This window comes from Constrictibacter sp. MBR-5, from assembly GCF_040549485.1.
GTDB lineage: Bacteria > Pseudomonadota > Alphaproteobacteria > JAJUGE01 > JAJUGE01 > Constrictibacter.
In genome coordinates this window covers 617473-629497 of record NZ_JBEPTK010000003.1, presented here as the reverse complement: position 1 = coordinate 629497, position 12025 = coordinate 617473, and the positions used below count along the sequence as shown (strand labels likewise).

The window sequence follows — 12025 nt, the reverse complement described above, 5'->3', positions numbered from 1 at the left end:
GGCCGGTGGGCAGTCTGATCAACGTCACCAGCAGGGGGTCATTTTTGAACGCCGATACCCCCGCCAAGGGGGTCAAACTTGCACGCCGAAACACACGGCGCTGCCTACGGGCATTTCTGGGGAGCGCTCTATGTCGCCGTTGGTTCCGAAGCGGGCGCGCTGATCGCCTTCGGCATTTCCCGCCTCATCGGGTATGACGCACTCAGGGCATGGCTCGGCGCACGACTGCCCACAAGCACGCTGCACCGTTTCGGAGCGTCGCAAAACACCTTGATGGCCGTCGTATTCGCGACGCGACTGATGCCGTTTCTGTCCTTCGACATCATCAGCTACGCCGCCGGTCTGACGCCGCTCAGAACCTGGCGCTTCGCCGTCGCGACCTTCCTCGGCATTATTCCAGCGAGCTTTCTGCTGGCGCATTTCGGCGACGAGATCGCCTCCGGCGACTGGCGGCGTGCCGGCATCACCGTCTTGGTGCTCGGGTTCATCACGCTGCTGCCCGTCGGATGGAAAGTTATCTCGGCGCGCTGCCGATCGGCGTTGAAGCGCTTGTTGAGCGCCGGACAGGTGACAGACGTTACAGCGCGGGAGACCGCCAGCCGTACTCGGCCACAGGAAAGCTCGCAAAAAGGAGAGACATGATGATGGAAGGATACGAGGGAATGTGGGGCATGGGCGCCATGGGGCTGGTCTGGATACTGATCCTGCTGTTCGTGGTCCTCGGCATTGCCGCTTTCGCAAAGTACCTGATGTCGAAGAGGTAGCTACGGCCTTTCACTCCTCGTGGGCGATGCCGCTCCCTCCATCCGCTCGCAGTTCCGTTCATGCCCTGCGAGCCTGTCCAGAGCGGCGGCATCTTCCTCTTCTTGCTCCCAGCCGTTCCGCATGCTCCGTGCGGGCGTGCCTTACACCTCCTACTCCGACATTGTTGCGGCCACAGAAGCCGAGCATCGAAGCTCGCCGCTTCGAAGCGACGCCACCGGTGTAAGGCGTTCGTAGGCTGGGCGTCTGAAGGATAGGAGGTGGACGATGACTGGCGACGATCCGGACGACCGCTTAAGCGCCGACGATGACCGCGACGCGGCAAATAAGGCGGCTGATGCTGCCGTGCGTCGGGCGCTCGTGGAGAGCCGTCGGCAGATCCTGAACTTTCTGCAACGGCGACTGGGCAGCTCCGAAGCCGCAGAGGACGTCTTGCAGGCATTCATGCTGCGGGCAATCGAGCGATCGACCCAGTTGCGTGACGTGCGGTCGGTCCGTGGCTGGCTGAGCCGGATCCTCGCCACGACCATCGTCGACCATCAGCGTCGCTCCACCAGGCGGCGGCAGCGGGAGGCGGTGATGCATCCGAATGACATTGAAGCTTTGGAGATCGAGGCTGACGAGGAACTCGACGAGGCGGTGTGCAACTGTCTCTACAAGCTCCTGCCCACGCTCAAGCCGGACTACGCCGAGGTGATCTGGCGCGTGGACCTGTTGGGAGAGCCGCGGGACCGGGTCGCGGCGAGCCTCGGCGTCACCTTGAACAACGTCACGGTAAGGCTCCATCGCGGCCGCCAGGCGCTGAAGAAGCGGCTGGAGGAGATGTGCCTGACCTGCCCGATCCACGGCTTCCTCGACTGCCGCTGCGAAGAGGCCGAACGTGCACGACGGCGCCGCGAGAGGCTGACGGACAACAATGAACTGTAATGCCGGGTACGTCGTCGCGTCTTTAGGATTGAAGGGCGGTCCGGCCGCGATCGAGGCGCGGACGCATGTGAAAGGATGATGGCGATGCACAAAGATACAAAGGTTTCGAACGTCGATTCGGCGACTCGGGCCGAGGGTTCCTGCTGCGGTCATGGAGAGCCCTCGCCAGCCCACTCGGCAAAGCCCTCGACTGCAATGCCCTCGGCCGCACCCGAACAGTCTTCGGCGGACCAGCGGGCGAAGACGCGAGAGGCGGCGCAAGGCAAGTCGAAGGGCTGCTGCTGCGGCAGCTGAGATCCAGGGATCAGGCAGAAGACAGGTGCCGCTCGTCGCGGCGCCTGTCGATCTACGATGCATCATGAGCCGCGGGTCCTGGGAGGTTGGTGTTGAGCACGGTAACACTTGAGGTGGGCGGCCTCTTCGAAGAGCTCGATCATCTCGGCGTCGAGAAGCAGTTGAGCGCCGAGAAGGGTGTTCGTCGGGCCTCGGCGAACCCTGCCTCCGGCAGCGTCACCGTCGATTACGACGAGACAATCACGAGCGTCGAGAGGCTGCGGCGCAAGGTGAACTCTTGCGGCTTTCGCTGCCGCGGGAGCGTGACGCCGCGGCATGTGTGCGAGCCGGCGGCGCCAGCGGAGGTGAGGCCCGCGCCGACGAGCCACCGGGGCCACGGCGGAGGAACGCCGGCGCAGGACGAGATGGCGCACGAGATGGGCCATGGGTCGGGCATGGACATGGCCGACATGGTGCGCGACATGCGCAACCGTTTCTGGATCGCGCTGGCCTTCACGATCCCGATCTTCATCTATTCGCCGATGGGCGGGATGTTCACCCCGCCGGCGCCACCCTTCGGATTGAACCTCGATCTGTGGCTGTTCTTTCTCGGCAGCATTGCGATCGTCTATCCGAGCTGGCCGTTCTTCACCGCCGCCTGGCGGGCGCTCAGGAACGGGGTTCTCAACATGGCGGTGCTGGTCGTGCTGTCGGTCGGCACCGGCTACGTCTTCAGCGTCGGCTCCACATTCTTCTTCCCGGGCGTGCAGTTCTATGAGGCGGTGGCGGTGCTGCTCGTCTTCATCCTGCTCGGCCACTGGCTGGAGATGCGGGCGCGCGCCGGCGCCTCGGCGGCGATCCGGGCGCTGCTCGATCTCGCTCCGCCGATGGCGACCGTGGTGCGGGACGGGCGCGAGATCGAGGTGCCGACCGCCGAGGTGGAAGCCGGCGAGACCGTGATCATCCGGCCCGGCAACAAGATTCCGGTCGACGGGGAAGTGGTCGAGGGGGAATCGCTGGTCGATGAATCCATGCTGACCGGCGAGTCGATGCCGGTGAACAAGGGGCCGGGCGACCAGGTCATCGGCGCCACCATCAACAAGAGCGGCAGCTTCCGCTACCGCGCGACCAAGGTCGGCGCAGACACTGCGCTGGCTCAGATCGTGAAGCTGGTGCAGGAGGCACAAAACTCCAAGGCGCCGGCGCAGCTCCTCGCCGACCGGGCCTCGCAATGGCTGGTGCTGATCGCCATCCTGATCGGACTCGCGACCTTCGCGGTCTGGTTCTGGTGGATCGGCTCGCCGTTGCTGTTCGCCCTCACCCTGACGATCACCGTCTTCGTCATCGCCTGCCCGGACGCGCTCGGGCTGGCGACACCGATGGCCGTCATGGTCGGCACCGGGCTCGGCGCCACGCACGGCATCCTGTTCAAGAACGCAGGCGCACTCGAGGACGCGACCAAGCTCGATGTCATCGTCTTCGACAAGACCGGCACGCTGACCATGGGCCAACCGCGCGTCGTCGAGGTCGTCGCGGCCGCAGGCCGGACGGAGGACGAGGTTCTGTGGACGGCGGCAGCGGTCGAGCGCGGCTCCGACCACCCGCTCGCTTTGGCGATCGTAGAGCGGGCCGAGGGGTTCGACGTGCCGGAGACGCGCGCCTTCCTCAATCTGGAGGGCAAGGGCGCGCGAGCCGAGATTGAAGGCGAGACGGTGTTCCTCGGCAACCGCCGGCTCATGAATGAAGAGAAGATCGAGCTCGGCGCGCTCGCGGAGGAAGCGGAGCGGCTCAAGGGCGCCGGTCGCACGGTGGTGCATGTCGCCCGCGGCGGCCGCATCCTCGGCCTCGTCGCCATCGCCGACGCGCCACGCCCGAGCGCCAAGGCGGCGGTCACCAAGCTGCGTGAGCGCGGCGTCGAAGTGGCGATGCTGACCGGCGACAATGAGGGCACCGCCAAGCGTATCGCGTCAGAGCTCGGCATCGAGATCGTGCTCGCCGACGTACTGCCGGGCCAGAAGGCCGACAAAGTCAAGGAGCTGCAGGCCCAGGGCAAGCGGGTCGGCATGGTCGGCGACGGCGTGAACGACGCGCCGGCGCTGACCCAGGCGGACGTCGGCTTCGCCATCGGCGCCGGCACCGACGTCGCGATGGAGAGCGCCGACGTCGTGCTGATGAGGAGCGACCCCTACGACATCGTCGGCGCGATCGAGCTGTCGCGCGCGACCTTGCGCAAGATGCATCAGAACCTGTTTTGGGCGGTCGCCTACAACGTCGTCGCCTTTCCGATGGCCGCCGGTGTGTTCTATCCCCTCGTCGTCAGCCCCGAGGTCGCGGCGCTCGCCATGTCGGGCAGCTCGGCGCTGGTCGCGGTCAACGCCCTGCTACTCAAGCGCACGCGATTGGAGGGCATTGATCGCGGCGGGCCCGACGCGGCGGTAAGTGCCCGCCCTGCGGAGGCGGTCGGATGAGCTGCCGGGACGGGGCGACGATCTTCAGATTGCGCAGCGACGCTGCGGGCAGCGTGGGAGGATAGCATGGATCATGGAGAGAACCGGCGCGGATTCTTCGCCTCGCGCGCAAACATGGTCCTGCTGGTCTTCCTCGCCGTGGGCGGCTTCTACCTCGTCTCCGAACACTGGGCGCACCTTATCGGTGTCGGGCCGCTGCTGCTCCTCCTCGGTCTCTGCATTGGCATGCATTTCTTCATGCATGGGGGTCATGGGGGTCACGGGTCTGGCAGCGACGAAAACGGCCCTCCGCCGGGAGGCGGCCGGGAACCCGGCGACCATCGCCACTGAACCTACGGAACGGACGTATTGCGATGACCGAAAGCGCCCCCGCCTACGGCCTCTGGTTCCTGGTCGTATTGAACTCGGCGATCTTCATCCTCTTTGCCTTCAGCTTCTTCAAGCCGAGGACGGGCCGCGACTGGCGCTCCTTCGGCGCATTCAGCGCTTTCCTGGTGGCGCTGTTCACGGAGATGTACGGCTTCCCGCTGACCATCTACCTGCTCTCGGGCTGGTTGCAGAGCAACTATCCTGGCGTGGACTGGCTATCGCACGATGCCGGGCATCTCCTCGAGATGCTGTTCGGCTGGGAGGCCAACCCGCATTTCGGTCCGTTCCACCTGCTGAGCTTTGCTTTCATCGGCGGCGGCTTCGTGCTGATCTCGGCCGGCTGGAAGGTGCTCTATGATGCGCAGCGCCGCCGCACGCTCGCGACAACCGGCGCCTATGCCTATGTGCGCCACCCGCAATATGTCGGCTTCATCCTCGTTATGTTCGGCTTCCTGCTGCAATGGCCGACGCTGCTGACGCTCGCGATGTTCCCGGTGCTCGTCTTCATGTATGTGCGCCTGGCGAAGGGCGAGGAGCGGGCGGCGCTGGCCGAGTTGGGTGAGGACTACCGCCGCTACATGGCCGACGTGCCCGGGTTCATCCCGAGGCTGGGCCGACTGTCGGCGCGGAGGCCGTCGTGAGCCTCCGCGGCCTTGCGCACGCATCGGGGCCTCGTCGGGAGACGGAGGCGGCGCCGCGGCACGGTTCCGGCCCGGCGGAGGCCGAACGCGACGAGCCGGGCGTAGCCGCGCCGTGGGAGATCCGGCTCGCCTGGCTGCTGCGCGCCCTCATCCTGGCGACGGGCGCCTTCCACCTTCTGGAGGGTGCGGTTCTCTATGGGCTTCTCTGTTTCGGCGCGCTCGCGCTCATCCTCGCGCCTTCCTTCCTCGCGCGCTCGAGCAGGCTGAGCATCCCCGTCGAGATCGAACTGTTCGTCCTCTGGTGGCTGGTCACCGACATGACGCTTGGCCGATTTCTCGATCTCTACGGAACGCTGCCGTTTTATGACAAGCTGATCCACTTCGGAAACTCTGGCCTGCTGGCGATCATCTCGTTCCTGGCGATCTATGCGCTGAGAATGACCTGTCGAATACGGACTGGCTTCGTCCTGAACCTCACTGCGATCTTCCTGCTGACCCTCGGCGCGGGGGCGCTCTGGGAGATCGCCGAATTCGGGGCGGACGCCACCCTGGGCGCCGGTTCGCAGGGATCGCCTGTGATGGAGGCGCTCGATGATACCATGTGGGATCTGATCGTGGACGGGCTGGGCGGCCTTCTCGGCGGCCTTTTCGGCGCCCTTTACATGCGGCGTTCGAAGCGCAGCCTCGCGCGCTGGAACCGCTTCGCGGAACGGATCGGCTCCGCATGAGGGCGAAGGAGAGCACCATCCGGGGATGCGAGCTACGCCACGCGGCCAACTGCGGCCGAAGCCAGGGATCGACCCTGCCGGGCGCGGGAGAACTGGAGGAGATGATCGCTTTCGGAGGATTCCCCGCCGCTTCGGCGGCGGGGCGCGCGGCGCTGGCCGCGTTCGGTGACGGCCACCGCCGCTACATGGCTGAGGTTCCAGCTGTTATTCCGACACTATCCGTTCTCGCCGGCAGCGCATCGCGCGCCGGCACACAGCATTGGTGAAACCGGTCCATGAAACGCGAGCATCAGATCAGTTTCTGGTACGTCATCGCCGCCACCCTCGCGGTGATCTGGATCCAGCAACTGCTGTTCCAGCCGACTCACATCGAGACGATCCCCTACAACGAGTTCCAGCAGCTCGTTGACGAGGGCAAGGTCACCGACCTCGTCATAGGCCCGGACCGGATCACCGGCACCTATACGGCGCCGGTGGGCCAGGCCGAAGCGCAGGAGGGCCAGCCGCAGCATTTCGCGGTGGAGCGCGTGCCTAAGGATCTGGCGGATTCCCTCGCCAGCAAGGGGATCACCTTCTCCGGCGAGCCCGGTCCCGGCCTTCTACAGAGCGTCGCGAGCTGGCTCATGCCGATGCTCCTCTTCCTCCTGCTCTGGATGTTCCTGGTTCGGCCGATGGCGATGGGGCAAGGGGGCGGTCTGATGGCCATCGGCAAGTCCAAGGCCAAGGTGTATGTCGAGAAGGACACCAAGGTGACTTTCGCCGACGTGGCCGGTGTAGACGAAGCGAAGGACGAGCTGCGGGAGATCGTCGCCTTCCTCAAGGACCCCCTGGGCTACGGCCGGCTCGGCGCGCGCATGCCGAAGGGGGTGCTGCTCGTGGGACCGCCGGGGACCGGCAAGACCCTGCTCGCGCGGGCGGTGGCGGGCGAAGCCGGCGTGCGCTTCTTCTCGATCTCGGGCTCCGAGTTCGTCGAAATGTTCGTCGGCGTCGGCGCCGCCCGCGTCCGCGACCTGTTCGAGCAGGCGCGCAAGCAGGCTCCGGCCATCATCTTCATCGACGAGCTCGACGCGCTCGGGCGCGCCCGCGGCGCGATGCTGCCGGGTGGCGGCCACGACGAGAAGGAGCAGACGCTCAACCAACTCCTCACTGAGATGGACGGCTTCGACCCGAGCGTCGGCACCGTCCTGCTGGCGGCGACGAACCGCCCGGAGGTGCTCGATCCGGCCTTGCTGCGCGCCGGCCGCTTCGATCGCCAGGTGCTCGTCGACCGGCCGGACAAGCAGGGCCGCGTCGCGATCCTGAGGGTCCACCTGGAAAAGGTGAAGCTGGCGCCGGACCTGCCGGTCGAGGACCTGGCGGCGCTCACGCCGGGCTTCACCGGCGCCGACCTTGCGAATCTGGTCAACGAGGCGGCGCTGCTGGCGACGCGCCGCAATGCCGAGAGCATCGGCTTCGAGGACTTCACGTTGGCGATCGAGCGCATCGTCGCCGGCCTCGAGAAGAAGAACCGCCTTCTGAACCCGCACGAGCGGGACGTCGTCGCCCATCACGAGATGGGGCATGCCCTGGTCGCGATGGCTCTGCCGGGCGTCGATCCGGTGCAGAAGGTGTCGATTATCCCGCGCGGCGTCGCGGCGCTCGGCTACACCATCCAGCGTCCGCTCGAGGACCGCTTTCTGATGGACCGGAAGGAGTTGATGAACCGCATGGCCGTCCTCCTCGGCGGGCGAGCAGCGGAGAGCCTCGTCTACGACGAAGTCTCGACGGGGGCGGCCGACGACCTCGTCAAGGCCACCGAGATCGCGCGGAGCATGGTGGCGCGGTTCGGCATGGACCCGAAACTGGGGCAGGTCGCGTACGAGACGGACGCCGCGCCCTTTCTCGGCGGGCCGGGCGGAGCGAGCTGGCAGCCGCGGCGCTACGGCGAGGAAACGGCCTCGGGGATCGATGCCGCCGTGCGCGAACTGGTGGAGACGGCGTTCCTGCGCGCCGTGTCGATCCTTTCGACGAACCGCGACCTGCTTGGTCGTGCGGCGCAGAACCTGTTGAACCAGGAAACGCTTTCGTCCGAAGACCTTGAGACGATCGACCGATCTGTCGCCCGCGATGCGGGCGGCTGGACTGCCGCCCCGCCGGGCGTCGGCCTGGCCGCCGCCACTGCTGTCCAGCGCGGATGATGACACCGGGTCCAGAGTGAGCCGGAAGCGAAACCTGCAGAGGCACGGGTAAGCTTCCGCCTGCCTTGAGCATGAAGGGGGACTCCGGGGCCGCGGAAGCGCTTCACGAGCGACCAGAAGGACGGCACCGAATCTGCGCGAGGTTCCGCTGTAAGGACTTCGAAGCTTCCGCGTCTTTTCAGGATAACGACGCCTGTTCACTACGGGCAGGTGCGAAGAACGTCTTCGTGGGTGCTGATGCTCCGGTGCGCGTTCGTTGCCGGGCAAACCGGCATCGCTGGCAAAGGCATGGTTCCTCAGAGAGGAGGTCACGGAATGGAGGTAACAGATCCGGCCTGCGGGAAGACAGTTGATCTCGGAGAGGCCGAGCCGGTCGAGCATCGCGGCTGGGCATATTTCTTCTGCTCCGCCGCTTGCCGCGCCGCATTCCTGGCCGCGCCAGACCGCTATGCCGCGTCGCGTTATGAGCGAGCCCCACCCCATGGCGAAGCCGGGAAGCCATCTCGACCTGCGCAGTGATCGCGCGGAAGACACAATCAGGTCCGCGGAAGTGAAAAAAAATGGCCACTCAGCCCCAGACAGATCTTCCGGCCGCGTATCCCGAGGGAGCCGCCTGCTCTCCCTTGCCCTTCCTCTCTCGACTTCTTACCGAGGTTATCCGGACCGGCCGGTTGACGGTGATCGATGCGGCCGGCCGGGTCCACCCCTTTGGCCCTGGCGAAAGCGGTCCAGACGTCTCGGTCAGACTTCACGATCCGCTGTTGCCGATGCGTATCCTTCTTCGCCCGTCGCTGGCCCTGGGCGAAGCCTACATGGATGGTACGATTACGATCGAGCAAGGGACGCTGCGAGACCTCCTCCACCTTTGCACCAGCAATCTCGAAGCCCTCGGCCGGCATCCGATCGGCGCGGTTCGGGGCGAGCTCGATCGCATGCTGCGCAGGCTTCAGCAGGACAATCGCCTCGGGCGGGCGCGCGCCAACATCGCGCATCACTATGATCTGTCGGGCGCGCTCTACGATCTGTTCCTCGACCGCGACCGTCAGTATTCATGTGCCTATTTCCACACCGGCGCCGAGACGCTCGAGGAAGCGCAGGAGAAAAAGAAGCGCCACATCATGGCGAAGCTCCTGCTCGAGCCCGGCATGCGCGTGCTGGACGTCGGCTCGGGCTGGGGCGGGCTCGCACTGGAGATGGCGCAGACGGCTAGGGTGGACGTCACCGGTCTCACGCTGTCGCAGGAGCAGCTCTCCGTCGCGAACGAGCGTGCAGTCGCCGCGGGCCTGTCCTCCCATGTGCGCTTTGCCCTGCGTGATTACCGGGAGGAGCAGGGAAGCTATGACCGGATCGTCTCCGTCGGCATGTTCGAGCATGTCGGGGTGGCGCACTACCGCACCTATTTCGACACGCTGCGCAACCGCCTGAACCCGGACGGCATCGCCCTCGTGCATGCGATCGGACGGGCCGATCCGCCCGGCTCCACCGATCCTTGGCTGCGCAAGTACATCTTTCCGGGCGGCTATTGCCCTGCGCTGTCGGAGGTCCTGGCGGCCGTCGAGCGCTCGGGACTTTGGGTCACCGACATCGAGATCCTGCGGCTGCATTATGCGGAGACGCTGCGGCACTGGCTCGAGCGCTTCCAGGCCAACCGCGACCGCGCGCAAGCCATCTACGACGAGCGCTTCTGTCGCATGTGGGAGTTCTACCTGGCGGTCTGCGAGGCCGCGTTCCGCAACGGCCCGATGATGGTGTTCCAGCTCCAGCTCGTGCGCCGACGCGACGCAGTGCCACTGACGCGCGACTACATCGCCGACCGGGAGCGCCGGGACGTCATGGCGGAGGACGTCCCGGCATGAGGACCGCCCCGAATGCCCCGGAGCCAACGAAGAGTTTCCACGCTCACCTGAGGAGAAAGACATGAACACAAGCAGCAAGACCCGCGTCGCCGTCAACGGCTACGGCGTGATCGGCAAGCGCGTCGCCGATGCAGTGGCCCAACAGGAGGACATGGAGCTGGCCGGCGTGTCGGACATCAGTGCCGACTGGCGGGCGCGAATGGTGACGCAGAAGGGCTTCCGGCTCTACGGCGCCGCGAGCGAGCAAGCACAGGCGATGCGCGATGCCGGGCTGGATGTCGCCGGCACCCTCGACGACCTTCTCGGCGCTTCGGATGTGGTCGTCGATTGCACGCCGAAGCGCGTGGCGGCGAAGAACGTCGAGCTCTACCGCCAGAAGGGCATGAAGTTCATCGTCCAGGGTGGTGAAAAGCACGAAGTGACTGGCCACTCCTTCGTCGCCGAGGCCAGCTATGAGAGCGCGCTGGGCCGGGACAGCACGCGCGTCGTCTCCTGCAACACCACTTCGATCGTGCGCACCCTCACGGCGCTGAAGCATGCCGGGCTGCTGCGCCGGGCGCGCGGCACGCTGCTGCGCCGCGCCACCGACCCATGGGAGAGCCATCTGGGCGGCATCATGAACACGCTGGTGCCCGAGCCCGAGATCCCGAGCCACCAGGGGCCCGACGCCCAGAGCGTCGATCCCGACCTCGACGTCATCACCATGGCCGTGAAGGTGCCGGAGACGCTGGCGCACCTGCACTACTGGGCGGTGCAGCTGACGCGGCCAGCCGACAAGGAGGAGGTGCTGGACGCCTTCCGCGCGTCGCCGCGCATCGCGCTGATCCGCATGGCGGACGGGCTGACGGCGATCAACGCGGTCAAGGAGCTGATGGCCGATCTCGGCCGCCCGCACGACAACCTCTACGAGGTGGCGCTCTGGGCCGACATGCTGAAGGTGCAAGACGACGAGCTCTTCTACGGCTACATGGTCGACAACCAGGCGATCGTCATTCCCGAGACGGTGGATGCGATCCGGGCTCTGGTCGGGCAGGTGCGCGATCCTCACGAATCTATTGCCAAGACGAACGCCGCCCTGGGGATCGGCGCGGTCGTCGATGCGCTGGGAGGACGATGATGATGCAGACGAAGGACATCATGACGACGCCCGTCGTCTCGGTCGCGCCGGAGACCGGCGTGTCGGACGTGGCGCGGCTTCTACTCGAACGGCACGTCAGCGCCGTACCGGTGATCGATAGCGCCGGCAGGCTGGTCGGGATGGTGAGCGAAGGCGACTTCCTGCGTCGCGCGGAAGACGGCAGCCATCGGCACGGCTCCTGGTGGCTGCGGCTTTTCGCGGGATCCGGCGAGAACGCGGCGGACTACGTGAAGACGCATGGCCGCTCCGCCGCCGACGTCATGACCCGCGACGTGGTCACCGTCACGGAGGACATGCCGGCGGGCGACGTCGCCCATCTCCTGGAGACCAAGCGGATCAAGCGCGTGCCGGTCCTGCGCAACGGAAAGGTCGTCGGTATCGTCAGCCGCGCCGACCTGCTGCGCGGCCTTGCGGCGCAACGCCATGCTCCGGCCGACATCGCGTCCGTCGAGGACGAGACGATCCGAAAGCAGATCCTCGAAGAAATACAGGCGGCCGACTGGGCGCCGACCTACGGCGTAAGCGTCATCGTCGTGCAGGGCGTCGTCCAGATCTGGGGATTCGTGGATTCGCAGGAACAGGGCGAAGCACTTCGAGTCGCTGCCGAGAACGTGCCCGGCGTGAAGGGCGTGGAGCTGAACGTCAGTAGCGTTCCAGCGTATGGATGGGAATGAGAGAACCGGTCT

At 66.2% G+C, this 12025-nt stretch carries 13 protein-coding genes; all 13 read left to right on the top strand.

Annotated elements, in window-relative coordinates:
• Window positions 1-78: 78 nt before the first annotated feature.
• Window positions 79-642, top strand: coding sequence for a TVP38/TMEM64 family protein (locus ABIE65_RS09950; RefSeq protein ID WP_354077410.1), 564 nt, complete (start codon window positions 79-81; stop codon window positions 640-642).
• Entirely contained in the window at window positions 642-764 is a 123-nt protein-coding gene (locus tag ABIE65_RS09945; protein ID WP_256477839.1) for a hypothetical protein, read from the top strand. Before ABIE65_RS09950 ends, ABIE65_RS09945 begins: the two co-directional genes overlap by 1 nt.
• A 265-nt stretch (window positions 765-1029) precedes the next feature.
• Window positions 1030-1689 carry an RNA polymerase sigma factor gene (locus tag ABIE65_RS09940; protein ID WP_354077408.1) on the top strand — a complete coding sequence of 220 codons (660 nt, stop codon included), beginning with the start codon at window positions 1030-1032 and terminating at the stop codon, window positions 1687-1689.
• A gap of 386 nt (window positions 1690-2075) precedes the next feature.
• Window positions 2076-4430: a heavy metal translocating P-type ATPase gene (locus tag ABIE65_RS09935; RefSeq protein WP_354077407.1), complete on the top strand. Its 2355-nt coding sequence runs from the start codon at window positions 2076-2078 to the stop codon at window positions 4428-4430.
• A gap of 66 nt (window positions 4431-4496) precedes the next feature.
• Window positions 4497-4760 carry a DUF2933 domain-containing protein gene (locus ABIE65_RS09930; RefSeq protein ID WP_253964556.1) on the top strand — a complete coding sequence of 88 codons (264 nt, stop codon included), beginning with the start codon at window positions 4497-4499 and terminating at the stop codon, window positions 4758-4760.
• A 23-nt stretch (window positions 4761-4783) separates the two neighbouring features.
• Window positions 4784-5440 (top strand): methyltransferase family protein, encoded by a 657-nt coding sequence (locus tag ABIE65_RS09925; protein WP_354077406.1) that lies wholly within the window; start codon window positions 4784-4786, stop codon window positions 5438-5440.
• Window positions 5437-6168: a DUF2238 domain-containing protein gene (locus ABIE65_RS09920; protein ID WP_354077405.1), complete on the top strand. Its 732-nt coding sequence runs from the start codon at window positions 5437-5439 to the stop codon at window positions 6166-6168. Before ABIE65_RS09925 ends, ABIE65_RS09920 begins: the two co-directional genes overlap by 4 nt.
• Window positions 6165-6434: a hypothetical protein gene (locus ABIE65_RS09915; protein ID WP_354077404.1), complete on the top strand. Its 270-nt coding sequence runs from the start codon at window positions 6165-6167 to the stop codon at window positions 6432-6434. The genes ABIE65_RS09920 and ABIE65_RS09915 overlap by 4 nt, the downstream gene beginning before the upstream one ends.
• 9 nt (window positions 6435-6443) lie before the next feature.
• The gene (gene ftsH / locus ABIE65_RS09910) at window positions 6444-8345 is read left to right on the top strand and encodes an ATP-dependent zinc metalloprotease FtsH (protein WP_354077403.1); all 1902 of its coding nucleotides are present in this window, start codon (window positions 6444-6446) and stop codon (window positions 8343-8345) included.
• 237 nt (window positions 8346-8582) lie between these two features.
• Complete coding sequence (locus ABIE65_RS09905; protein ID WP_354077429.1) at window positions 8583-8864, top strand: YHS domain-containing protein; 282 nt, start codon at window positions 8583-8585, stop codon at window positions 8862-8864.
• 158 nt (window positions 8865-9022) lie between these two features.
• Entirely contained in the window at window positions 9023-10201 is a 1179-nt protein-coding gene (locus ABIE65_RS09900; RefSeq protein WP_502918520.1) for a class I SAM-dependent methyltransferase, read from the top strand.
• Between the two features lie 61 nt (window positions 10202-10262).
• Window positions 10263-11318: a type II glyceraldehyde-3-phosphate dehydrogenase gene (locus ABIE65_RS09895; protein ID WP_354077401.1), complete on the top strand. Its 1056-nt coding sequence runs from the start codon at window positions 10263-10265 to the stop codon at window positions 11316-11318.
• Entirely contained in the window at window positions 11318-12013 is a 696-nt protein-coding gene (locus ABIE65_RS09890) for a CBS domain-containing protein (RefSeq protein ID WP_253964551.1), read from the top strand. The genes ABIE65_RS09895 and ABIE65_RS09890 overlap by 1 nt, the downstream gene beginning before the upstream one ends.
• Window positions 12014-12025 lie beyond the last annotated feature (12 nt).

Coding starts and splice junctions, on each gene's coding strand:
- ABIE65_RS09945 (WP_256477839.1), top strand. CDS start 642: ATGATGGAAGGATACGAGGGAATGTGGGGCATGGGCGCCATGGGGCTG.
- ABIE65_RS09940 (WP_354077408.1), top strand. CDS start 1,030: ATGACTGGCGACGATCCGGACGACCGCTTAAGCGCCGACGATGACCGC.
- ABIE65_RS09930 (WP_253964556.1), top strand. CDS start 4,497: ATGGATCATGGAGAGAACCGGCGCGGATTCTTCGCCTCGCGCGCAAAC.
- ABIE65_RS09925 (WP_354077406.1), top strand. CDS start 4,784: ATGACCGAAAGCGCCCCCGCCTACGGCCTCTGGTTCCTGGTCGTATTG.
- ABIE65_RS09915 (WP_354077404.1), top strand. CDS start 6,165: ATGAGGGCGAAGGAGAGCACCATCCGGGGATGCGAGCTACGCCACGCG.
- ftsH (WP_354077403.1), top strand. CDS start 6,444: ATGAAACGCGAGCATCAGATCAGTTTCTGGTACGTCATCGCCGCCACC.
- ABIE65_RS09905 (WP_354077429.1), top strand. CDS start 8,583: ATGCTCCGGTGCGCGTTCGTTGCCGGGCAAACCGGCATCGCTGGCAAA.
- ABIE65_RS09895 (WP_354077401.1), top strand. CDS start 10,263: ATGAACACAAGCAGCAAGACCCGCGTCGCCGTCAACGGCTACGGCGTG.
- ABIE65_RS09890 (WP_253964551.1), top strand. CDS start 11,318: ATGATGCAGACGAAGGACATCATGACGACGCCCGTCGTCTCGGTCGCG.